This is a genomic window from Chitinophaga sp. CCNWYY40, from assembly GCF_037483205.1.
Classification (GTDB): Bacteria; Bacteroidota; Bacteroidia; order Chitinophagales; family Chitinophagaceae; genus Chitinophaga; species Chitinophaga ginsengisegetis.
In genome coordinates this window covers 118,195-142,335 of record NZ_JBBHLF010000001.1, presented here as the reverse complement: position 1 = coordinate 142,335, position 24,141 = coordinate 118,195, and the positions used below count along the sequence as shown (strand labels likewise).

Below are 24,141 nucleotides of genomic sequence, written 5' to 3'. Positions count from 1 at the left end.
AATGCCGGAATTATATATCATAGCTGGTTGCAACGGAGCAGGGAAAACAACTGCCAGTTTCACTTTATTGCCTGAAATACTGGGCTGTAAAGAATTTGTGAATGCAGATATCATTGCTGCTGAGATGTGCCCTCTTAACCCCCAAAGCGTTGCTTTGCCCGCAGGCAGGCAGATGTTACACCGGATCCGGGAACTGATGCTGGAAAAAACCGACTTTGCTTTTGAAACCACCCTGGCCACCAGAAGCTATGTACCACTGATTGAAAAAGCAAAAGAAACCGGGTACACGGTTACCCTGCTTTTCTTCTGGCTGAATTCACCCGAAATGGCGGAGAAAAGGGTATTGAAACGGGTGGAAGAGGGAGGCCATGATATGCCGGCAGAAGTAATTAAAAGAAGATACCACCGGGGTATCAGTAACCTGATGAATTTATATATCCCCATCTGCGACAACTGGCTGATGATTGATAATACCAGTACAGCGCCATTGGAAATAAGTTCAGGCACCAACATCGCTGCGGAATCTTTCGGTATATGGGATATATTCCCGTTGCATTGCGGCAGGGAGGAACCGGAAATAGCGGGCCAGTATGAATTTAAAGTGCGCTCCGGGAAAATAATGGAGGGCCTCAATACAGCGATGTGCAACCTGGTGGAAATGAGTGCCCGTCATAACCGGGAACTCATTATCAGTGATAAAAAAGGAAGTATTCAAAGTATCCCTGCCAGGGATATCCTGTTCACTGTCAGGTGATTCTATCCCTCTCTAAATATATTTTTCTTAATATAAATTATTTAACATATATTTACAATAACATCGCCACTTTTAGCGTATGGTGTGATCTGCAGCGATAGCGATATCCTTAACACCACATTATTGTACCTATGAACTTCCATATCCATCATCCCGCGGATGCATTACGTCCATTTGTAAAGCAATATTATTATTGGGAAGATGATACCCGTGGTATTATCCAGTTACCACAAAACCTGTTTGCCCTGGGCGATCAGTATATGGTATTCATCCTTGAAGGGAAGGCAGAAGTGAAGCCGGTGAACCACAAAGCATTCACCCTGCCTGCGGGCTCGGTACTGGGTCATATGACCTGCGCCTGCCAGTTGCAGGTACAAGGGCCGGTAAAAGCAGCAGTAGTGCAGCTGAACGCCTACGGATGCTACCGACTTTTAGGCATGGACGCCGCTAATTTCACCAACTATTACCGCAACCTGCTCACGGCAGAACAACCTGTGTGGCAGGAACTGATCACTGCCCTGCAGCAGGAAAAGGAGCCACAACGTGTGGAATCATTACTCGATGATGCTTGCCTGCAGGCGCTTTCACAGCAACCGGGCAATCTCCGTGAAGTAGACGACATTGCCGATTACCTGGTAATCATGCAGGGAAATGTAAGCATCGCAGAACTCACCGCCCGCTACGGACTTTCCCGCCCTACGCTGGAAAGACTCTTCAGCAAAATAGTAGGTATTCCGCCGCAGTTATATGCCCGGATGATCCGTTATAAAACAGCCCTGAGCGCGCTCCGCCAGCTGAATTTACCAGAGTGGCAAACACCGGTGGCAGCAACGCCGTGGTATAACCAGGCCATGTTTATAAAAGATTACCTGCTGTTTAATCATGAAACACCTTCTTACTTCACTCCTTCCACAGGAACTATTGCACATATGCAGGTGGATAACCTGCAGCAGGTAGCAGTAGCCAGCTAAGAAAAAGATACTTTTTGCGCAAATATGGAAAAAACCAGCATTCCGGGAACAGGCCCTGCCTGCTCCCGGAAAATCCACGTGTAGTATAACCTCTACCTATACACGAAAAAGTATAATAACCGCACTTTTTGTTTAACTTACTTTTCCTAACAGGCATTACTATGCAATATTCCGCAGCCCATTGGCGTGAACAACTGAAACTGCAATCCCATGTTGAAGGCGGCGCTTTCCGCGAAACTTACCGGTCAGAGTGGGTGCTCGATATGAAAACCCTGCCTGCCGGCATGAGCGGTAACCGCAATGCTTCTACCTGCATTTATTTTTTACTGGAAGAAGGAGAGTTTTCTGCGTTCCATCGTATCGCAGCCGATGAGATCTGGCATTTTTATGATGGCAATACATTGACGATCTACGAGATAGCTCCCGGCGGAGAGTTGCTGGTACACAGGCTTGGCCGCGATATCCAAAACAACGAAAGCCTGCAGGTGATCATCACCGCAGGCAACTGGTTTGCTTCCCGTGTGGAAGTACCCGGCGGGTACGCCCTTACCGGTTGCACCGTAGCGCCGGGGTTTGATTTTGCAGATTTTGAACTGGCGGAAAAAGCGCCGCTGCAGGCGGCTTACCCGGAACATGCAGCGCTGATTGATAGTCTTACCAGGTAACGGTAACGGCTATCCGCTGCCGGCTCTTTACATTTTTACTAAATTTAGGCATGAAAAAAGTCCTCTACCCCGTTGTATTTATATTATTCGCGCTCCTGATCTTTTGGCTGGGCAAGCGTTTCGGCAGCACCAATGTGAGTCAGCAGGTAATTTCCAACAGCACTATTGTAAAGGAAATTGCAGAACTGGCCAGCCTGGATGTGCAGGGAAGCGCCAGCATTAAAAGAAGTAATATTGAAAACAGCGGCGAATGGACAGATAACCTGAAGAAAGCCTTCCTGGAAAATACGGTGTGGGTTACTATTCCGTACCAGGCCAAATACGGCGTAAATATCGACGATAAGTTGTTTAAAGTGCAAATGACTGATAAGAAGATCATTATCAATTTGCCGGCGCCCCGTTTGCTCAGCTATGAGCTGAAAATGGACCGGATGGAAACCTCCAACCGTAAGGGCTGGCTGCTGTCGCAGGATGACGAAACCTATACCGCTGTACAGAAAGAACTTTACCGCACCTCCCGTGCCCAGCTGGAAAACAATCCTACTTACATCCAGCAATCCAAAGAGAAAATAAGGAAAGTAATGGAGCAGTATTATGCCCCATTTCTGAAGGATCATACCCTGGAAATCCACTACGACGGGGAAACCAGCGCGCCGGCTTTAAAATAGCTACGCTGCTTCCTGCGCAATGTACTTTACCAGACTTCTTTTGGCGATGGGCAGCAAAGTTTCATCTACCGGCACTACCAGCGGCGTTTCCACGCAATACACCGCAGGGTTGGGCAAATTGTTCCGCTCCCGGATCAGCATACTTTTGATATGGCTGATGGTATGTACCAGGTCTTTTTTATAAGCCTGGAGATATTGGGTATGAATACCCCGGTATTTTTCATCATGTCTTTCAAAGATGGTAAGCCGGTAGGTATATACCAGCGTTTGCCTGCCACGCCCGTCGCACAGCAGCAGGTAGCCTTCGGCTGTTTCCAGCGGCACCAGTCCTACGGGGAAAATACTGAGGTGTTCCGCCACGTACTCGTAGATCTCCGTTCCTTCCTTAATAGTGCTGTTTAGCTGTGGCAGGGAATAATGGATGATGGATTCCAGTTCTTCCATCAGTTCATCGTCGGCAATCAGCTGCTCGTACAATAATTCCAGCTTCTGGATGTTCACTGCCGTGAGCCTTTTTGGAAATTGCTGCTGTAAAAACTGTTTGTTGTCCCGGAAAGCAACCAGGTTGTTGTAATGAAAGATGATGTCTGACAACTGCGGGTACAGCCTGCTCTGGGTGAAGTGTTGATTAATGTCCTGTAAATAAGCCAATAGCGTGTACTTTTTCAGCTCAAAGTCTATATAACCATCGGCAAACCATGTTTCACTTAACGCTCCCATATGAATTTAATTTAATGGATCATGTACTGAATTTACGAAAAAAAAACCGTAAAAAGGAGCGTTTATAAGCGTCAGAGCAGTATTTTAAATAATATTTCTGTGCCAGTCAAATGGGGTACTACAAAGGATCTGACTATGTCAAATGGTAGTAAAAAACTAGGTAATTACAAAAATATTTTGACGCTAACTTTTTTATTAGCGTAATTTTCATAACTTCAGTATATTATTTTTCATTTTTTTAATTTCAGTTATCATGAACATTTACGTAGCCAACCTGCACTATAGGTTGAACGATGAGGATCTCCATCAGATTTTCAGCGATTTTGGAGAGGTTACCTCCGCTAAGGTTATCAAAGACCACGAAACAGGCCGCTCACGTGGTTTTGGCTTTGTGGAAATGCCTAATCAAGAAGAAGGAGCAAAGGCTATGGATAGTTTGAACGGCAGCGAAATCGAAGGTAAGCAATTGATGGTAAACGAAGCAAGACCTAAACAACCGAATAATAATTTCAAAGGTGGCGGTGGTAATAACCGTGGCGGCGGAGGATATGGTTCCCGCGACCGTCGTTATTAATAATCCCCTTTATTCGGCACTAAGGAACTAAAAGAGACGCTCTTCCGAGTGTCTCTTTTTTTGTTGTCTTTAAAAAACAAAAAATGCAGCAGAAAATGATCCCTGCTGCATTCCTGCTAAACGATAGCTATCTTTAAATTCCTCTCTTCGGATCAAAATTCTCCAGCTCCTTCGCTACTGCGCTCAGGAAAGTAGAACCCAGGGAACCATCTACAATACGATGGTCGTAAGACATGGACAGGTACATCATGTGCCTGATACCAATGGTATCGCCGTCTTCTGTTTCAATGACCACCGGGCGTTTTTTGATAGCGCCTACTGCCAGGATGGCCACCTGTGGCTGATTGATGATAGGCGTTCCCATCAGGCTGCCAAAGGTGCCTACATTGGTAAGGGTGAAAGTACCGCTCTGGGTATCTTCCGGCTTCAGCTTATTCTGGCGGGCGGAATTGGCCATGTAGTTTACCTGTTTGGTTAACCCGGTGAGGTTGAGCATATCAGCGCTTTTGATCACCGGAACAATCAGGTTACCACTGGGCAACGCCGTAGCCATGCCTATGTTAATGTCTTTCTTGATAATGATCTTATCACCGTCGAGTGAGCAGTTGATCAGCGGGAAACGCTTGATACACTTTACGATGGCTTCTATAAACAGTGGTGTGAAAGTCAGTTTTTCGCCTTCGCGTTTTTCGAAGTCGCCTTTTACCCGGTCGCGCCACTTCACCATGTTGGTAACATCTGCTTCGGCGAAGCTGGTCACATGCGGACTGGTTTGTTTGCTCATTACCATGTGGTTGGCAATCAGTTTGCGCATGCGATCCATTTCAATGATTTCCACATTACCGCTATAGGTAGGGGAAGCCACGGTAGTGGTCACCACCGGTTGACGGGTAGTGGCCGCAGCGGTGGAGGTGGCCTGTTCGGGCGTTACATCCGGGATTACCTTTCCTTCGCGGCGATCGGCTACGTATTGGAGGATATCTCTTTTGGTTACGCGGCCATCGTTACCGGAACCGGGGATCTTTTCCAGGTCGGAAAAGCTGATACCTTCCTGTTGTGCGATAGTGAGTACCAGCGGGGAGTAGAATTTGGCTCCGCCACCGGAAACAGGCGCTTCGGCAGCGGGTGTATACGCCGGCGCGGTAGTGAATTTTGGTTCAGTGGCTGCAGGAGCTGCAGGCGTAACAGGGGCGGAAACCGCCGCTGCATCGGCATTGGTATTAATGCGGGCAATGACGGTACCTACCGGTACCACATCATTTTCATTAAAGAGCAGTTCAGTGATTTCGCCCTCCGCAGTGGAAGGAACTTCGCTATCCACTTTGTCGGTGGCAATTTCAAGTACGGTTTCATCTACTTTTACGTGATCGCCCGCCTTTTTATGCCAACGCAAAATGGTGGCTTCCATGATGCTCTCCCCCATTTTTGGCATTACCAATTCTACAATGGCCATAAGATTGATTTTTGCTTTAGTGCGCAACAAAAATAAGGGAATTGTACCAATTCAAAATACGTGAATATCCCTATTCCAGAATGAGTTTGCGCAACTCATTCATGGCATAAACAGCTGTCATTTGCGTATTCCGTTCCCGGTCGTAACGCAGCTGGTATTTTACGGTAACTGTTCTCTTTGCATTTCCCACTGCTATCCAAACGGTACCTACCGGTTTTTCCGGCGTGCCGCCATCGGGGCCCATGATCCCGGATACAGCAATGGCGTAGTCGGTTTGCAGCAGTGCCAGTGCGCCGGTCAGCATTTCCTGCACGGTGGCTTCACTCACGGCGCCATGCGCCTGCAGGGTTTCGGGTTTCACGCCTAACATCTTCACTTTCATTTCATTGGCATACGTTACCGCACTGCCTTTGAAATAAGCAGAACTTCCCGGAACCGCTGTAATCCAGCTGGCAATCAGTCCGCCGGTACAGCTTTCCGCGGTACCCATCGTTTTACCTTTCTCCTTTAACAGGTTACCCAATACTTCTCCTATTGAAATATCCTGGTCGGTTACGGTGATATCTGCCAGCAGGTCTTTCAGCTGGTGAAACAGGATGCTCACCTCTGCGGCCACCGATAATTTATCTTTACCAAAGCCGGTTAAACGGAGTTTCAGGAGGCTGTAACTGGGCAGGTAAGCCAGTTTGATGTGGACGGGTAATTTTGCTTCAAAAGCAACGAGCCGTTCGGCGATAAAGGATTCGCCCATACCGGAGGTAACCAGTGTTTGATGTATTACCGCCGGGGTTTTGAAATCCTTTGCCAGCCGGGGTAGCACATAATCCTCCATGATTCCCTTCATTTCATGCGGCACTCCGGGCATGGATACGTAGATCTTACCTTCTTTCTCAAACCACATTCCCGGCGCGGTACCTCTTTTATTTTCAATGACTGTTGCCGTTTCGGGCACCAGGCTCTGGTCCAGGTTCCTTTGCAGGATGGGCAGGCCCCTGCTTTCAAAAATATGCAGTACGTTTTCCAGCGTTTCCTGGTGTTGCACCAGCCTGGTGTTAAAGTATTCACATAAGGTAGGCTTGGTGATATCATCGGCTGTTGGCCCCAGCCCGCCGGTGATCAGCACCACATCAGACACCGCCGATTCTTTTGCCAGGGCATCCAGGATATCATCCCGGATATCGCCAATGGCTACACGCCGGTGTACCCAGATCCCCATTGCATTCAGCTGCTGTGCCATCCAGGCAGAATTGGTATCAATCGTTTGTCCTATCAGCAATTCATCTCCGATGGTGATAATGCTGGTGGTGATTTTATCCATAGTGCGTTGTTTAAACTGCTATCCAAAAAACGGTGCCAGTATTTTCCCCAGATCTTCCGGCAGGCCGGCTTTCTGTTTCGTTTTTACGTCAATGAATACCAGTGTGGTCACCCCAACATTCAGCAATTCATTCTTTTCGTTATACAACTCACTGTGAAACTGTATCTTAGAACCCTTCGGCATCTCTTTCAGTATAGTCTTCACCGTTATCAGGTCGTCGTAATAGGCAGGCCGCAGGTATTTTACATTCAGTTCGGCTACCGGCATAATCACGCCCTGTTCTTCCAGCTCTCTGTAGCTGAAACCCAGTTCGCGTATGGCTTCTGCCCTGCCTACTTCATAATACAGGCCGTAGTTGCCGTAATACAGATATCCCATCTGGTCTGTTTCCCCATAACGTACCCTGATTGTTGTTGTGCTGATAAACATGGTTCCCTGCTATTTTTATCCTAAACGTTTACTTGAATATTTTATTTGCCCAATGCGCCATCCAGTGAAAACCTGCCCGGTCCTGTAAAAAGCAACGTCACAAATGCTGCCAGGAAAAGAATAGGCATTTCTTTTTCTGATACCGGGTCATGTCCGTGAATCATGAAAATGATTACGCCCATACAAATCACCAATGGCACAGAAGCCAGTCTGGTTAACAGTCCCATGATCAGCAACACCGCGCAGAACACTTCTGCAAAAACCACCATTCCCAAAGAAATTTTATGTCCTACTCCCAATGGATCAGGAAAAGAATTCATTTTGGCAGTAAAATTGATCAGCTTGGGCCAGCCATGCAGGAGGATCAGACCACCGGATACCAGTCGGAGCACGAGCATGGAAAAACTTACAGCGCCATTCGAGTAGCCGGCAGAGAACAGTTTTCTCATAGTAGGTAAGGTTTTTGTACTTAAAAATTATTTTCCGCAAGATAAATGAATAGCCTTTGCCTTGCTACCGGAGTTATCCACATTGTTAGAAACACAATCGGAAAGGAAAAGATATAACTTTTATATTTGCTGATATCACCTGGTTCGTTTCTCATCATGATTGTCGGAGGCACACAGGCACCAAAGAAACGGACTATCAGGGTCAGACCACGGCAGAGTACTTCCCCGGCTGGAAAATATTTCCTCCCGGGATTCGTTTTAAACGCATATTCAAGAAATAACAGCTATAGCATGCAATTTATAAGAAGAGTTTTTGTTCCCGGACATCTGTATATATCACTCCTGGCCTTTACGGGTACAGGTTTGATAGCACTGCCTGCCGCACAGGCACAGCAAACACGCATTTACACAGATCCGGAAAAAGTATTCAAGGACGCCCAGCAATATTTCCAGCAGGAAAAATATGCCGTGTCCATGCAGCTTTTCAAGCAAACCCTTGATAACATCGACTATTTCCACGAAACCAACCGTGATCTTGTTAAAACAGATGCGTATTACTACTATACCATCTGTGCACTGAAACTGCAACAGGACAATGCGGAAAAACAGGCGCTGGAATTTTTGAAACTGGCCAATAACAATGCCCGTGAAGAACTGGTGAGCTATCAGCTGGCAAAATATTATTTCCGCCAGAATAAACTCAAAGAGGCCATTCCCCTCTATGAGAAAGCCAATATCGAAAACCTCTCCAATGCAGAAATTGCGGAAGCGAAGTTTGAACTGGCCTATTGCTATTTCAATTTAAAAGATTTTAAAAAGGCACAGCCCCTGTTTGCCTCCATCAAAGAAGTACCCGGCAAATACAGCATCCCGGCCAACTATTACTATGGCTTCATCAGCTACTACAATCACCAGTATGCAGAAGCCCTCAATAGTTTCCAGAAAGTAGTGAACGAACCCAAATACAGCAATGTGGTTCCTTATTACATCGCTGAAATATATTACTTCCAGGGGAAAACAGATCAGCTGATTGCCTACACAGAGCCACTGCTGCGGCAAGGCGGACAATACTACGAAGCAGAACTGAAACAGTTGCTCGGTAAAGCCTACTTTGAAAAAAAGAACTATCCCAAAGCACTGCCCTACCTGCAGGACTTCCAGGATAATGCAGATGAAGTAAGAAACGAAGACATCTACCAGCTATCATACGCTTACTACCAGACAAATAACCTGTCGAAAGCGATCGCCGGATTTAAACAACTGAGCAGTTCCAAAGATTCACTGGGACAAAATTCCATGTACCTGCTGGGCGACTGCTACCTCCGCACCGGTCAGAAAGCCAATGCGCGCAACGCTTTTGCCTTTTGCGCCAACAACAGTTCCAACGCACAGCAACAGGAAATTTCCCGGTTCAACTACGGCAAACTGTCGTACGAACTAGGCTACCCCGATGCCGCGCTCGGCGAGCTTACACAATTTGTAAAAACATATCCGCAATCTGCTTATAACAAAGAAGCCAGGGAAATACTCGTTAATCTTTTCATGAACAGCAATAACTATAAAGATGGTTTAGCGACGATTGAATCGATTCCCGACAAAAATCCTACGGTGCTGAAAGCCTACCAGAAAGTAGCCTACGGCCGCGCCACCCAGCTGATCAATGATCAGCAGCTGGCAGAAGCCGACCGCCTGCTGGATGTTGCCATCAGCAACCCATACGATCCGCAGATCAAACAACTGGCGCATTTCTGGAAAGCAGAAATTGCGCTGCGTCAGAATAAAACAGACCAGGCAGTTACTAACCTGAACGCCTATCTGAATAATACAGCCCCGGTATCGGGCGAAGCGAATGCACAAACCGCCAGCTACAACCTGGGATACAGCCTCCTGAAACAGGACAAATTCACGGAAGCACTGCCTTACTTTGAATCTGCCCAGCGCACCAGCGGCCCCAATGCAGAACGTATTGCCACCGACGCCGCCCTCCGCAGTGCCGATTGCTATTATATGCTCCGCCAGTTCCCGAAAGCATTATCGCTATATGACCGCATCATCAGCAACAACGCTCCCGGCGCCGACTACGCCACTTATCAGAAAGCCGTGATCCTCGGTTTACAGGGCAAGCAAAGTGAAAAACTGGCACTGCTCAAACAACTGGGTAACAAGTTTCCATCGTCCGGCTTTAATAACGAAACAGATATTGAGATAGCCAATACCTATCTCTCGGAAGAAAAATATACAGAAGCCATCCCCTTCCTGGAAAATGTATTACAGAAACAACCCAACGGACCGAATGCGCCACGCGCACTCCTGAAACTGGGCCTGAGCTACTATAACAAAGACAACGACAGCAAAGCGCTGGCTTATTACCGCCAGGTAGTGGAAAAATTCCCTAACTCGCCGGAATCCAATGAAGCATTGCAAAGTATGAAGTCGATTTATGTAAGTCAGGGTAAAACCGACGACTACCTCGCCTTCCTGAAAGCCAGCGGCAGAACCGTTACTACTTCTGCTGAAGACTCCCTCACTTATGCTGCTGCCGAGTCCCGGTTCACCAGCAACGATTGCGCAGGCGCCACCAGCGGCTTCAATAACTATATCCAGAAATATCCGAACGGCCAGTTTATCCTGCCGGCTTATTTCTACAAAGCAGAATGTGCTTATAACAGTAAAGACTATACGAGCGCATTGCCTGCCTACGAATTTGTGTTATCGCGCAACAACAGTTTGTATGCAGAAAGATCTGCACTACAGGCGGCTAACATCAACTTCTACCAGGTAAAAAATTACGATAAGGCAAGAGGCTACTACCTGCAACTGCAGGATCTCGCTACCAGCAAGGAAAACAGTCTTACCGCCACCAGGGGATTACTCCGCAGCAACTATCAGCTGAAACGCTGGGACGAAGTAACCAACTACTCGGAAATGTTACTGGCTGCTGCCAATATCAGTACAGATGATCAGATCATCGCGCATTTCTATCGTGGTAAAGCGTTGCAGCAGGCAAAAGATTATGCCGGCGCCCTGTCTGAATTCAAAACAGTGGCCAACATGACCAAATCTGAAACTGGCGCCGAAGCACGCTACAACATTGCAGATTGCTACCTGCAACAGAATGAACTGGACGCTGCCGAAAAAGCCGGTTTTGATGTGATTAAAAATACGCCGTCCTACGAGTACTGGGTGGCTAAATCATATATCCTGCTGGGAGATGTATACGCCCGCCAACAGGATTATTTCAATGCAAAAGCTACTTACCAGAGTATCGTTACCAACAGCTCTATTCCTGAGCTGAAACAGGAAGCGAAAGATAAACTGGCAAAAGCGGAAGCAGAAGAAAAAGCGGCTGGCAAAAAACCGAAGAAATAATCACCCGGATTCCGGAACCTGACATTTAAGCGCAACAAAGCATGAACATTCAAGCAATATATAACAAACGAACTTTTATTATATCAGCACTGGGCCTGACAGGAATGCTGTTTGCACAAACGGCCACCGCACAGGAGGTATTGAAACAGGAAACGATTGATATCATTTCCACAAACCAACCCAAACTGCGCGATGCCTACAAACTCAATCTCACGGCCTCTTTGCCGGGGATTGATACCACCCGGCCATCCATGAAGTACGAGATACCGGCGCTGAACCTGAACTTTATGTACCAGGCCATGCCACTGAAACCACTGGCGCTGGGCAAAGATTCATTGTCGTACCTGCAGAACAACTTCGTGAAACTGGGATATGGCAATTATAAAACACCGTATGTACAGGCGGGCTTTGGCAGCGGCAGGCAAGATATGTACAACTACGGCCTGTATGTAAACTATACCGGCTCCAAGGGCAAGGAAATTCCTGACCAGGATTATAGCAACCTGAATGTACTGGCCGCCGGTACTTACCTGTTGCCAAAATTCCGGTTCGACGGAAGCATCGGGTACGACCGCAACACCGTTCACTACTACGGCTATGGTCATGATACGGCCAGCTATAAAAAGAAAGATATCGAGCAAACGTTTAACCAGCTCACGGCTTCCGTGGGTATGCAGAACAGGCCGCAAAACGACTGGGCATTTACCTTCCAGCCAAAAGTGAAGTTTATTCTTTTCAACGACTCCTACAAGCGTACCGAAAATACCTTCCAGCTGAATGTGCCGGTACGTAAGCAGGTGTTTGAAGATATCTACATAAAAGTAGAAGGTGTGTTTGATCTTTCTACCTATAAAGAAGATAACAACCGCGCCATCAACAACAACATCGCTTCCATCCACCCTGCGGTAGATATCATGAAGCCGGGATTTGTGCTGCATGCCGGTGTAAATCCCACCTGGAGCAACGGCGAATTTTACCTGCTGCCCGACATCGTGAATGAGTCGCACCTGATCCGTAAAAAACTGATCCTGAGCAGTGGATGGATCTCTTATTTTGAAAAGAATTCCTACCGTAACCTTGCCAATAAAAATCCTTTCCTCGCCGGCTTACCGGGAGAAATGATGAATACCCGTGTAGAAGAAAAATATACCGGTATCAAAGGTACGCTGGGCAGCCATTTCAACTACAACACCAAATTCGCTTCCGTTACCTGGTACAATATGCCGCTGTTTGTAAACGATAGCGCCGACACCAAAAAATTCACCACCCGTAACGAAGCCCAGCTGCGCGCTTTCCAGCTGCATGGCGAAGTAGGATATATTGAGGAAGAAAAATTTCAGGCGCGCGTTAGCTTCGACTGGTATAACTATAACAAACAGGAAACAGAAGTGCAGCCGTGGCATCTGCCAGCCTTCCAGGGTGATTTGTTTGCACAATACACCATCGCTAAAAAATTACACCTGAATGCCGATCTCTTTGCACTGAGCGGCAGCTATTACCTGCTCCCCAACAAAGACTTTGGCAAAACCAAAGGCGCATGGGACCTGAATGCAGGCGCCTCTTATGATATCAGTAAAAATTTCGGGCTATGGGTGAATGCAAATAACCTGTTCAATACACACTACCAGCGGTATTACCTCTACCCTACTTATGGGTTCAATATTGTGGGTGGTGTGATGATTAAGTTTTAACTTTATGCGGAGATTGTGTTCCCCGGATTAGGTCCGGGAAACACAATCTCCACGGCATTATTCATTAAAAATTTCTCCACTTGATACTTCAGCAATATATCCAGGAAGTGCTGTTTAAACAGCGGATTTGTGTAGTACCACAGCTGGGAACATTTTCTGTACAACATTTCCCGGCACATTATAACTCCCACGCACAAACGCTTACGGCGCCGCGTGAACAGGTGATGTTTACCCAGCAATGGCAGGACGATGGTTCCTGCGTGGAATGGATTGCCCTGAAAGAAAACCTGGTGCCTGCCGTGGCACAGCGGAAGCTGGAAAAATACCTGGAGGAACTGAAAGCGGAGCTTCAATCCGGGAAGCCGCTGGTATTGCCGGGCATCGGCCAGTTACAGGGCGACTTTACCGGCAACATACATTTCCATGCGGAAGAACTGCCGGTAGAAAAAGAAACCCTGGATCTTACGCCTATTGAACGAACAACGGATAGCCGCACAGCACCCGCTTTTGTGCCACCACCACCCGAGGCGCTGGAGCCTATTATGACAGAAGAAGTGGAAGATACGCTGGAAGCCGTAACGGAAGAAAGTGGTTTTAAATGGTGGTGGGCTGCTATTCCCATTGCCGCCATTGTAATTGGATTAGCCGCCTGGTGGTATTTGTCTGGTATCTCCAAAGCTGTATCCCAATCCGAAACACCTCCCGATACAGAAGTTAATGCAAAGCAGCTCGCCGCTGCAGCCGCAGATTCCATACAAAAAGCGCTGGCCGACTCCACAGCGAAAGCAGCGATTACGCCCATTACTTATTATGCAGTAGTGGAAAGGTATAAAGACAGCACTATCGCAGTGAAAAAACAGAAGCAGCAGCTCGCCTGGGGAAAAACGCTGGTGCTCTATAAAAGAGACAGCATGTACAGAACTGCCGTGGAACTGCATTCACTGGTAGCTGATACCACCGTGCAACGCGACAGTATCCGGAAAGTGTTTGGTAATAAAGTATTTCTTGAATTTTAGCCGTTAAGCTTTTATTTCGCCTGCTACAATTTCCAGCCCCTCTGCAAAAGTACGGGGCTTATATCCCAGTTCTTTGGCGGCCTTGTCTATTATCAGCCCGGTTTTGGCAGGACGGGCCGCAGGTTGTGCCAGTGTTTTGGCACTGATCTTTTCTACGAGTGAAGTATCCAGTTTAAAGTATTCAGCCGTTTGAATGGCCATATCATAAGGAGTGAGAATTTCATTTCCGGAGATGTTGAAGAAACCGGTTGCTTTCTTATCTGCAATCAGCAAACACCCCTTCGCGAGGTCGTGGCATAAAGTAGGTGTACGCCATTGGTCATCCACTACTTTCACTTTTTTACCCTGCTGCAAATTATTTTTTACCCAGGTAATCATGTTATTGCGGTGCGGGTCTGCCACTACGCCATACACCAGTACGGTGCGTACAATGGCCCACTGCAGTTTGCTGTTAATCACCAGTCGCTCTGCGGCAACTTTACTGGTACCATAATAATTGATAGGATTTACGGTAGCGTCTTCACTGTAAGGGCCCTGTAAGCCATCGAATACAAAATCGGTGGACAGGAAGATGAAGAAGGCGTTGCAACTTTCTGCTGCGTGTACGAGGTAACGGGTGGCTCCTACATTGGTATCCCAACAGGCATCTTTATTTTTTTCGCAGTCATCCACCTGCGACATGGCGCCGCCATGAATAATGATATCCGGCTGATGTTTTTCCACCAGCTGCTTTACGCTGCCTGCATCGCGGAGGTTTACAGCCTCATAAGTGTATTTATCCCGCAGGGGGAAACGATTAGGGCCTCTGCCTGTGGCTATCACATCATATTTTCCATCTTGCAGAAAAAGCGGGATCAGATGTTGTCCCAATAATCCGTTACTACCAGTTATAAGTACCTTCATAGAGCCATGTTCAATACGCTATTTCTAAAGATAAGAAAAAAAAGCTTTTAGCTGTTCACCAAAATGCGGGGCATTTCAATAACAGCTAAAAGCTAATCACTTGCAACTTTACTTGTGCATGCCCAGGTTGTACATGGTGAATGCCCAGATATCGGCGGCTTCATCAATCATTTTGGAAGTGGGCTTGCCTGCACCGTGCCCTGCCTGTGTTTCAATACGGATCAGGGTTGGATTGGGTCCGGCGTTGTCTGCCTGCAGCGTGGCTGCAAACTTAAACGAGTGCGCCGGCACTACGCGGTCGTCGTGATCAGCGGTAGTGATCAGCGTAGCCGGGTAAGCGGTGCCGGGCTTCAGGTTATGCAGCGGCGAATATTTCAGCAGGTATTTAAACTGTTCTGCGTTGTCGCTGCTACCATATTCTACTGCCCAGGCCCATCCGATGGTGAATTTCTGAAAGCGCAGCATATCCATTACGCCTACGGCAGGCAGTGCCACCTTAAACAGTTCGGGGCGTTGTGTCATACAGGCGCCTACCAGCAAACCACCGTTGGAACCGCCGCGGATCGCTATTTTGCCGGGATTGGTATATTTTGCTTTGATGAGATATTCGGCTGCGCCGATAAAATCGTTGAATACATTCTGTTTCTTTTCCATCATACCGGCCTTGTGCCAGGCTTCTCCATACTCGCTGCCGCCTCTTAACGATACCACTGCGTATATGCCTCCCTGTTCCATGAAGTAGAGGTTGGAAACGCTGAAAGAAGGGGTCATGGCAATATTGAATCCGCCGTAGCCATAAAGCAACACGGGGTTATTGCCATTCAGCCTTATACCTTTCTTGTAGGAAAGGAATACGGGCACACGCTCTCCGTCGGCACTTTTAAAGAACACCTGTTTGGTTTCGTACTCTGCGGGGTTGAATTTTACTTCCGCCTTATTATATAAGGTAGAAGCACCGGTGGCCACTTCATATTTATATACAGCGGGCGGAGTAATAAAGGAAGTATAGGTATAAAAGAATTCCTTGTCTTCTTTTTTACTGCCAAATCCACTGGCAGTTCCAAGACCCGGCAGTTTCACTTCGTGCTCCAGCTTACCTTTATAATCATATTGATACACCCTGGTAGAAGCGTCTTTCAGATAGGACAGGAATAATTTGCCGCCAGCGAGGCCCACACCCTGGAGGGCTTCTTTCTTTTCGGGAACAATTACTTTCCAGTTGGCTTCCGCCGGGTTGGCGGGGTCTATCAGCACAATCTTATAGTTGGGCGCGTTGTGATTGGTACGCACCAGTAGTTTGTCGCCGTCGTTATCTATAACGTCCGGCTCGTTGGCGAAGCCTTTCACAAGCAGGGTAAACTCCTTTTGCGCGGGGTTCTGCAGGTCGCGGAACCACAGCTCCCGGCCGGAAGTGCCTTCCGAGGTGGAGAGGATCAGGAAGCGTTCATCTTCCGTTACGTCCACGCCGGCGTTGCGCAGCGGGTGTTCTTTATCCACATAAATCAGTTCATCCTTCTCCTGCGGATCGCCCAGGCGGTGGTAGTACACTTTCTGGAATTCATTCTTCTGGGATAGCTTGTTTTGTTCATCGGGTTTGTCGTAGCGACTGTAATAGAAGCCGTTACCTTTCCACGAGAGGCCGCTGAACTTCACCCATTCGAGTTTATCGGACAGGAGCTGGCGGGTTTCCACATCCATTACAAAACCTTCCTGCCAGTCGGATCCTGCTTTGGAGAGCAGGTAGGCAAAATGTTTCCCGTCTTTGGAGAACGACATGCTGCCCAGTGCGGTGGTGCCGGCTGCCGAGAGCTTGTTGGGGTCGAGGAAAACCTCCGGGGCGCCGCCTAAAGTGGCGGAGCGGTAAAGAATGGACTGGTTCTGCAGACCATCATTTTTAAAGAAGTAATAATAATTACCATGTTTGGTGGGGGCGCCGTTTTTGGGGTAATTCCACAATTCTTCCAGTCTTTTCCGGATTTCTGCGCGAAAAGGGATGTTGGAGAGATAGTTTTCTGTTACCTTATTCTGGGCGTCCACCCATGCTTTTGTTGCGGGGCTGTGATCGTCTTCCAGCCACCGGTAAGGATCTGCGATCTGGGTACCGTGATAGTTATCAATGGTATCCACTTTTTTTGTTTCGGGATAAGTAATCGTTTGCTGTTGCTGTGCCATTGCCTGCCCGGCGATTAAACTTACGCTCATAAAGACCCACCGTTTATTATTTTTATTTAACATGCGTAATATTTTTTGAAAAATTTATCTACTTTGTTTGATGGAAATTAAAAATTTAGGTTATTTCATCAGATAACAGTTAGAAAACAATTGCAAAATGTTATTTTTGTGCGCCTTTAAGATATTTTTTTAGCAATTTATATGAAAAAACTGAACAACATTGCAGTCCTTACATCGGGAGGAGATGCTCCTGGCATGAACGCCGCCGTTCGTGCCGTTGTAAGAACGGGCATTTATCATCAGCTGAATGTGTATGGCATTATGTACGGCTATAGGGGAATGTTGAAGAACGAGATCTTCCCAATGGAGTCAAAATCCGTTGCCAACATTATTCAGCGCGGAGGCACCATATTGAAGACCGCCCGGTGCAAAGAGTTCTATGAATATGAAGGGCGAAAAATGGCTTACGAAAATCTGAAAAAACACAACATTGACGGGCTGGTAGTAATTGGTGGAGACGGCTCGTTTAATGGTGCGCAAAAGTTCAGCCAGGAATTTGATATTCCGTGTATAGGCTTGCCTGGTACTATTGACAAGGACATTGCAGGAACTGATTCTACGATTGGATTTGATACTGCTGTGAATACAGCGGTGGAAGCTATCGACAAAATCAGGGACACTGCCGATGCGCATGACCGTTTGTTTGTAATTGAGGTAATGGGGCGCGACGCCGGTTACATTGCATTACACAGCGGCATTTCCACCGGTGCGGAGCACATATTGCTGCCTGAGCGCAAAACCGAAGTAAATGACATTATTGAAGAACTGCAGGCAAACGAACGCCGCAGAAAACTGGTTAACCTGATTGTAGTGGCCGAAGGCGATGAAACCGGCGGCGCTACTGAAGTTGGTCGTATCATTAAAGAAAGGTGCCCACAACTGGATACCCGGGTAAGTATCCTCGGACATATCCAGCGTGGCGGCGCTCCCACCTGCACAGATCGTATTCTGGCCAGCCGTCTGGGCTATGCAGCCGTAGATGCCCTTCTCGAAGGCATCCACAATGTAATGATCGGTGTTGTCAACGACAAGATCCATTACACTCCTCTTGATAAAGCTGTAAAAGCCAAACAGGAAATTGACCCCGAATGGTTTAAGATTGTTAAAATTCTTGCGAGTTAAAAAATTAGACTTATGAGTACAAAGGATCTTTCGAAATACTATCACAAGCAGATGGATAACGCTGCGGGTAGAGAGCACTCTTCGCACAAAACAAAAATCGTGGCCACTGTAGGCCCGGCATGCGATACCTATGAAGGCTTACTGACATTGGTGAAAGCCGGCGTTAACGTTTTCCGCCTCAACTTTTCACACGGCTCGCACGAAGATAAACTGCGGATTATTGAATATATCCGCCAGATCAATAAAACAGAACCTTACACAGTAGCCATCCTGGCCGATTTGCAGGGACCAAAACTGCGTGTGGGTGAAATCGAAAACAATGCGCTCCCGCTGAAGAAAGGTGATATCCTCACTTTCGTAAACGAAAAGCTGGTGGGCAACATGGAAAAAATTTACGTTTCCTACCCTGACCTGTACAAAGATCTTAGAGTTGGCCAGAAAATTCTGCTGGACGACGGTAAAATCGAGACAATTGTAAAAGAAATCACTGCAAGCGGCGAAATCAAAGCTGAAGTTTCCCTGCCAGGTGTATTGTCTTCCAAAAAAGGCTTTAACCTCCCGGATACCAAAATCTCCCTCCCGGCGCTGACAGACAAAGATATTATCGACCTGGAATTCATCATCGACCAGGAATGCGACTGGGTAGCGCTCTCCTTTGTAAGAAGCGTAAAAGACCTGGCCGTATTACGCAAACGCCTGGAAGCACGTAATTCTAAAATGAAGGTGATCTCTAAAATTGAGAAACCTGAAGCTATCCAGAACCTGAAAGAAATTATCTGGGAAAGTGATGGCGTGATGATTGCCCGCGGTGACCTCGGTGTGGAACTGCCGGTAGAGCAGATCCCGATGATCCAGAAAGATATCATCCGCAAGTGTATCCACCGTGCAAAACCCGTTATCGTGGCTACACAGATGATGGAGAGCATGATGGACCGTACCCGTCCAAACCGTAGTGAAATCACCGACGTGGCAAACGCTGTACTGGAAGGTGCTGATGCAGTAATGCTGAGCGGCGAAACCGCTACCGGTATGTTCCCGGAACTGGTTATCCAGACCATGAATAAAATTATCCAGGAAGTGGAAAAAGAAGCGATCATTTACAACCGTAACCTGATCCCTCACCGTCACTCTCCTACCTTCCTCAGCGATGCACTGTGCTACAACGCCTGTAAAATTGCGGAAGACCTGGACGCTGATGCCCTCATTGGTATGACCCAGAGCGGTTACACCGGCTTTATGCTGAGTAGCTACCGCCCACGCAGCCCGCTCTATATCTTCACCAAAGAAAGATCACTGGTAAATCAGCTGAGCCTGAGCTGGGGCGTACGCGCCTTCTACTACGAAGAAGAAGAAAGCCTGGATGATATCGTATTTGATCAGATCAATATCCTGAAAGAAAGAGGATTCATCAAGTCAGGAGATGTAGCCGTTAACACCGGTAGCACCCCTGTTAAAGAACACCTGCCAACAAACATGCTGAAGATCACGAAAGTGGACTAATAAGCTATAAGGATTTAGTAAAACGGCGGAGAGGAAGTTCCTTTCCGCCGCTTTTTTTTAAGCAGTAACCGCTCCTTTCGTTTTTTTATACGTGCCCAGGTAAATGATCAGAGCAATAGTGATCAGTGCAGTACCGGCCACGCATACACCATTCCATTGCGCAAAAGACCATACCCACAACCCGATGCCCGAACCAAGTGACGTACCAATAAAGCTGGTTGTCATAAATACCGTGTTCAAACGGTTCCTTGCATCCGGTAACAACGTATAGATGCGGGTTTGATTGGATACGTGTATGCCCTGCAAACCGAGATCAATGGCGATGATACCAATGATAATACCTATAATATTGGCTTTGAAAATATAGAAGAGAAAATAACCGAGAAACAAAAAGATGATGCCATAACCAACAGCAATGCGCGGATTCTTTTTATCTGCAATCCGTCCTACCAATGGAGCGCCCAAAGCGCCGGCAGCAGCTGCAAGTCCCATTAATCCGATCTGTTCGCTGGTATATTTAAAAGGAGCATCCGATAATAAAAACACCACCGTTGTCCAGAACATGCCAAACATGGCGAAGCAACAGGCATTAATAGCGGAAGCCTCTCTCAATACCGGCTGTTCTTTGATCAGCGTAAGCAAAGATTTCATCAGGTCGCCGTAACTTCCTTTAAAATTCGGTTTGCTCGAAGGAAAGGAAACGATCATGATCACCGCCAGCAAAGCACTGATACCGGCAGCTATCCAGAACATGGCCCGCCAGCCGAAATGATGGCCTACTACGCCGCTGAGTGTACGGGATAATAAGATACCCACAAGTAAGCCACTCATAATAGTACCAATCACTTTACCACGACTTGCAGGATCAGAAAGGCCCGCCGCCAGTGGCAATATCAGCTGTGGCACTACCGAAGTAAAGCCAATCAGCAAACCCGTAATTTTCAACATGGTGATGTTTACAGACTCTGCAGCCGCCACCAGGGCCACTACCGCCGCCAGTGTCATCACTACGATCTGCCACTTGCGCTCCAGTTTGTCGCCCAGCGGCACACAAAATAACAGGCCCAGCGCATATCCAACCTGCGTAAAAAATGTGACCTGTCCCGCGTTACTTTCGGATACGCCAAATTCGTTGCTCATCAACACCAGTAAAGGCTGGCTGTAATAAATATTGGCAACGATCAGCCCTGTGCAAAGGGCCATTATCATGATATTCCATCTGCTAAGCGCCATAAAATTGTACTGTTTTCCGAGAGATGCAAAGATAGCCTTTTCGTGTTTAGCAGTTACGCTTTAGCTTTTAAGACGAGCTTTTACCGGAAAACGGTAAATTTGTCTGACTATTCACGCACAGCTAAATGCTATAAGTATGTTTACAAGCATCAATCCATTTACGCAGGAAACCATCGCTGTATATACAGCACACACACCGGAAGAAATAGAGCAAAAATTGCAGCTGGGTCATAAAGCTTACCGGGAATTATTACAGATTCCCCTGGAACAACGCCGGCAATGGATGATGCAGGTAGCGCAATCCATGAAAGACAATGCAGATGAACATGCCGCGCTGATCACACAGGAAATGGGAAAAACGCTGAAAGAAGCACGGGCCGAAGTATTGAAATGCGCCACCTCCGCAGAATATTATGCGGAAAACATCGTGGAAATGCTGGCACACAAACCTATTGGTTCGGACGCGTATAAAAGTTATGTATCGTACGAGCCCAAAGGAATTATCCTGGCCATTATGCCCTGGAACTTCCCCTACTGGCAGGTATTCCGCTTTGCTATTCCCAATATCCTCGCCGGTAATACCGGCATACTGAAACATGCCAGCAATGTAAGCGGCTGCGCACTGGCCATCGAAAAAATCTTCTCTGAAAGTAATTTTCCCGCCGGTACTTTCCAGTCGCTACTCATATCTTCCAAAGATATAGAACCCGTTATCGCAGATCCCCGTGTGCAGGGCGTTACCCTTACCGGCAGTACGCCCGCAGGTAAAAGTGTAGCTGCGCTTGCCGGGAAATACATTAAGAAAACGGTACTGGAGCTGGGTGGCAGCGATCCTTTTATTGTATTGAAAGATGCCGACCTCGAAGCCGCCGCTAAAACAGCGGTACAGGGCCGTATGCAAAATGCTGGTCAGTCGTGCATTGCCGCAAAACGGTGGATCGTAGAAAAAGATATTGTTCCTGCGTTTACTGCGGAAGTAAAACGGATTTTACAGGACCTCAAACAGGGAGATCCCACACAGGAAAGCACACAAATGGGCCCCATGGCCCGCCCCGACCTGGCAGATGAGCTGGCCAAACAATTACAGGACTCTGTTAACCAGGGCGCAAAGCTGGAGTTGGGTGGCACGCATGAAGGCTGTAACTTTGCACCTACCCTGCTTACCGGGGTTACCAACAAAATGACTGCTTTCAAAGAAGAAACCTTTGGTCCGCTGGCAGTAATCATAGAAGCTGCAGATGAAGCGGATGCTATTGCACTGGCCAATGAAACTGAATTTGGACTGGGCGCAGCACTGTGGACCAGCGATCTCGACAAAGCGGCACAACTGGCCACACAGATAGAAAGCGGCAACGTATTTATTAATGCGATGGTCCGCTCCGATGCACGCTTACCTTTCGGCGGCGTAAAGCAATCGGGCTACGGACGGGAGCTATCACTGGAAGGCACACACGAATTTCTGAATGTAAAGACTGTCTATATACAACAATAAAGCACTGGAATGACCACCTCTCTGAAACGCGACCGCTATACTCCCTATATCAGTTTCTCCCGTAAAGAATGGGCAGAAAGAAGCGATGATGCCATGCTGCAACTACAGGATTATGACCTGGAAGCATTGCACGGCATGAACGAACCGCTCACGCAGGAAGAAATAACACAGGTATATCTTCCGCTGGCACATCTGCTCAACTTATATGTAACAGCATCGCAACAACTGCATACCGCCACCAGCAATTTTCTCAGCAGCCAGGTACATAAAGTGCCTTATATTATTGGCATCGCCGGAAGCGTGGCCGTTGGAAAAAGTACCACCGCCAGGGTGTTACAGAAATTATTACAGGCATGGCCCAATCATCCGCGGGTAGACCTGGTAACAACGGACGGTTTTCTGTATCCCAACAAAATACTGGAAGCCAATAATATCATGAACAGAAAAGGCTTCCCGGAAAGTTATGATATCAAAAGGCTGATCCACTTCCTGGCAGATGTAAAATCAGGCAAAGAAAAGGTAGCAGCGCCGCTGTATTCCCATCTCGAATACGATATCCTGCCCGGCCAGCTGCAATGGATAGAGCAACCCGATATTGTGATTGTAGAAGGCGTGAACGTACTGCAGGTTCGTCACCGTCAGCAACAAAAAGATCCCGCTGTATTCGTATCCGATTTCTTCGACTTCAGCATTTATGTAGACGCTGCAGAAAAAGATATCCGCAAGTGGTACATTGCACGCTTTGAAACCCTGCGCAGAACTGCCTTTCAGAGCCCGGAGTCTTTTTTCCACCGTTATGCACACCTTTCTGATGCTGCCACTATTGAGTTGGCCACACAAATATGGGACGATATCAACAAGCCTAACCTGGAACAAAATATTGCGCCTACCCGCTACCGCGCCAGCCTGATCCTGGAAAAAGGTCATCATCATTTCGTTCAATCCATTCAATTGAGGAAGACCTGAATGCAAGGCACACAAATTATCCGGCAACAGCTGCAGGCACTGCTGCAGGAACCAATAGTTCACTGGGAGCTGTTTGAAGCCATCCTGCAGCCGGTAACTTTTCCGGCAGGCGATCACCTGTCGGAAGCCGGCAAAACTGCCAACGCCATTTATTATATTGAAGAAGGAGTAGTGCGGGTATATACCCTCCACGACGGTAAAGACATCAGTATGGACTTTGCCTTTCCGCACAACTTCACTACTTCTTATGCCTCTTTCATTACACAAAAGCCCGCTGCTGTTAATTTACAGGCGGTTACGCCGGTAAGTGGATACGCCTGTTATTATGCTGATCTGCAACAGTTGTATCGCACCTCCCACCAGGCGGAGAAAATCGGGCGACTGATAGCCGAGCAGCAATACCTGCGGAAATACAACCGGGAACTATCCTTCCTGCAGTACTCCGCACAGGAGCGGTATACGCAGCTGCTGCACGAACACCCGGAAGTAGTGCAGCATATCCCTGTCAAACAAATTGCTTCCTACCTTGGAATTGAGCCGGAGAGTTTAAGCCGGATCAGGAAAAAAAGAAGCACCTGAGTTGCTCCCTCCCCATTAACTAACATTTGTTAGTTTT

Annotated in this window: 21 protein-coding genes; 13 read left to right on the top strand and 8 right to left on the bottom strand. The window is 47.4% G+C overall.

The window, feature by feature from the left end; genetic code table 11:
- Position 1 precedes the first annotated feature (1 nt).
- From V7S65_RS00585 to V7S65_RS00570, 4 genes are all read left to right on the top strand, one after another.
- Positions 2–754 carry a zeta toxin family protein gene (locus V7S65_RS00585; RefSeq protein ID WP_336386565.1) on the top strand — a complete coding sequence of 251 codons (753 nt, stop codon included), beginning with the start codon at positions 2–4 and terminating at the stop codon, positions 752–754.
- A gap of 131 nt (positions 755–885) precedes the next feature.
- A complete protein-coding gene (locus V7S65_RS00580) occupies positions 886–1,725 on the top strand; it encodes a helix-turn-helix domain-containing protein (protein ID WP_079468750.1) in 840 nt (279 codons plus the stop codon).
- 161 nt (positions 1,726–1,886) lie between these two features.
- The gene (locus V7S65_RS00575; RefSeq protein ID WP_111579595.1) at positions 1,887–2,390 is read left to right on the top strand and encodes a cupin domain-containing protein; all 504 of its coding nucleotides are present in this window, start codon (positions 1,887–1,889) and stop codon (positions 2,388–2,390) included.
- Between the two features lie 50 nt (positions 2,391–2,440).
- Complete coding sequence (locus V7S65_RS00570) at positions 2,441–3,058, top strand: DUF4230 domain-containing protein (protein WP_111579594.1); 618 nt, start codon at positions 2,441–2,443, stop codon at positions 3,056–3,058.
- On the opposite strand, the gene V7S65_RS00565 is transcribed toward V7S65_RS00570, so the two are convergent.
- The gene (locus V7S65_RS00565) at positions 3,059–3,778 is read right to left on the bottom strand and encodes a hypothetical protein (RefSeq protein ID WP_079468753.1); all 720 of its coding nucleotides are present in this window, start codon (positions 3,776–3,778) and stop codon (positions 3,059–3,061) included.
- Positions 3,779–4,031: 253 nt separating this feature from the next.
- Here V7S65_RS00565 and V7S65_RS00560 point away from each other — a divergent pair, with 253 nt between their 5' ends.
- Positions 4,032–4,352 carry an RNA recognition motif domain-containing protein gene (locus V7S65_RS00560; protein WP_079468754.1) on the top strand — a complete coding sequence of 107 codons (321 nt, stop codon included), beginning with the start codon at positions 4,032–4,034 and terminating at the stop codon, positions 4,350–4,352.
- 133 nt (positions 4,353–4,485) lie between these two features.
- On the opposite strand, the gene V7S65_RS00555 is transcribed toward V7S65_RS00560, so the two are convergent.
- The 4 genes from V7S65_RS00555 to V7S65_RS00540 all read right to left on the bottom strand — a co-directional run bounded on the left by V7S65_RS00555 (position 4,486) and on the right by V7S65_RS00540 (position 8,001).
- Entirely contained in the window at positions 4,486–5,805 is a 1,320-nt protein-coding gene (locus V7S65_RS00555) for a dihydrolipoamide acetyltransferase family protein (protein ID WP_336386566.1), read from the bottom strand.
- Between the two features lie 70 nt (positions 5,806–5,875).
- The gene (locus V7S65_RS00550; RefSeq protein WP_336386567.1) at positions 5,876–7,123 is read right to left on the bottom strand and encodes a CinA family nicotinamide mononucleotide deamidase-related protein; all 1,248 of its coding nucleotides are present in this window, start codon (positions 7,121–7,123) and stop codon (positions 5,876–5,878) included.
- Positions 7,124–7,141: 18 nt separating this feature from the next.
- The gene (locus tag V7S65_RS00545; RefSeq protein WP_079468757.1) at positions 7,142–7,552 is read right to left on the bottom strand and encodes an acyl-CoA thioesterase; all 411 of its coding nucleotides are present in this window, start codon (positions 7,550–7,552) and stop codon (positions 7,142–7,144) included.
- A 41-nt stretch (positions 7,553–7,593) separates the two neighbouring features.
- Entirely contained in the window at positions 7,594–8,001 is a 408-nt protein-coding gene (locus V7S65_RS00540; RefSeq protein WP_079468758.1) for a DoxX family protein, read from the bottom strand.
- Between the two features lie 291 nt (positions 8,002–8,292).
- Between V7S65_RS00540 and V7S65_RS00535 the strand changes: the two genes are divergently transcribed.
- The 3 genes from V7S65_RS00535 to V7S65_RS00525 all read left to right on the top strand — a co-directional run bounded on the left by V7S65_RS00535 (position 8,293) and on the right by V7S65_RS00525 (position 14,077).
- Positions 8,293–11,370 carry a tetratricopeptide repeat protein gene (locus tag V7S65_RS00535; protein ID WP_159454229.1) on the top strand — a complete coding sequence of 1,026 codons (3,078 nt, stop codon included), beginning with the start codon at positions 8,293–8,295 and terminating at the stop codon, positions 11,368–11,370.
- Positions 11,371–11,411: 41 nt separating this feature from the next.
- On the top strand, positions 11,412–13,061 hold the full coding sequence (locus tag V7S65_RS00530) for a hypothetical protein (protein ID WP_336386568.1): 1,650 nt from the start codon (positions 11,412–11,414) through the stop codon (positions 13,059–13,061).
- Between the two features lie 80 nt (positions 13,062–13,141).
- The gene (locus V7S65_RS00525; RefSeq protein ID WP_111579589.1) at positions 13,142–14,077 is read left to right on the top strand and encodes an HU domain-containing protein; all 936 of its coding nucleotides are present in this window, start codon (positions 13,142–13,144) and stop codon (positions 14,075–14,077) included.
- Between the two features lie 3 nt (positions 14,078–14,080).
- On the opposite strand, the gene V7S65_RS00520 is transcribed toward V7S65_RS00525, so the two are convergent.
- Together V7S65_RS00520 and V7S65_RS00515 are read right to left on the bottom strand one after the other, a co-directional pair.
- Positions 14,081–14,980, bottom strand: coding sequence for an SDR family oxidoreductase (locus V7S65_RS00520; RefSeq protein ID WP_079468762.1), 900 nt, complete (start codon positions 14,978–14,980; stop codon positions 14,081–14,083).
- 108 nt (positions 14,981–15,088) lie between these two features.
- Positions 15,089–17,182, bottom strand: coding sequence for a prolyl oligopeptidase family serine peptidase (locus V7S65_RS00515; RefSeq protein ID WP_336386569.1), 2,094 nt, complete (start codon positions 17,180–17,182; stop codon positions 15,089–15,091).
- A gap of 171 nt (positions 17,183–17,353) precedes the next feature.
- Between V7S65_RS00515 and pfkA the strand changes: the two genes are divergently transcribed.
- Together pfkA and pyk are read left to right on the top strand one after the other, a co-directional pair.
- Positions 17,354–18,334, top strand: a complete 981-nt coding sequence (gene pfkA, locus V7S65_RS00510; protein WP_079468763.1) for a 6-phosphofructokinase — start codon at positions 17,354–17,356, stop codon at positions 18,332–18,334.
- A gap of 12 nt (positions 18,335–18,346) precedes the next feature.
- Positions 18,347–19,834, top strand: coding sequence for a pyruvate kinase (gene pyk, locus V7S65_RS00505; RefSeq protein ID WP_079468764.1), 1,488 nt, complete (start codon positions 18,347–18,349; stop codon positions 19,832–19,834).
- A 57-nt stretch (positions 19,835–19,891) separates the two neighbouring features.
- On the opposite strand, the gene V7S65_RS00500 is transcribed toward pyk, so the two are convergent.
- Entirely contained in the window at positions 19,892–21,067 is a 1,176-nt protein-coding gene (locus V7S65_RS00500; RefSeq protein WP_336386571.1) for an MFS transporter, read from the bottom strand.
- A 136-nt stretch (positions 21,068–21,203) separates the two neighbouring features.
- On the opposite strand from V7S65_RS00500, the gene V7S65_RS00495 reads away from it, so the two are divergent.
- Genes V7S65_RS00495 through V7S65_RS00485 form a run of 3 tightly spaced genes read left to right on the top strand, consistent with a single transcriptional unit; the run spans position 21,204 to position 24,104 of the window.
- The gene (locus tag V7S65_RS00495; RefSeq protein ID WP_336386572.1) at positions 21,204–22,559 is read left to right on the top strand and encodes an NAD-dependent succinate-semialdehyde dehydrogenase; all 1,356 of its coding nucleotides are present in this window, start codon (positions 21,204–21,206) and stop codon (positions 22,557–22,559) included.
- Between the two features lie 9 nt (positions 22,560–22,568).
- On the top strand, positions 22,569–23,525 hold the full coding sequence (gene coaA, locus V7S65_RS00490) for a type I pantothenate kinase (protein WP_079468767.1): 957 nt from the start codon (positions 22,569–22,571) through the stop codon (positions 23,523–23,525).
- Positions 23,526–24,104: a Crp/Fnr family transcriptional regulator gene (locus V7S65_RS00485; RefSeq protein WP_336386573.1), complete on the top strand. Its 579-nt coding sequence runs from the start codon at positions 23,526–23,528 to the stop codon at positions 24,102–24,104. It abuts the gene before it with no gap.
- The last annotated feature ends 37 nt before the right edge of the window (positions 24,105–24,141 follow it).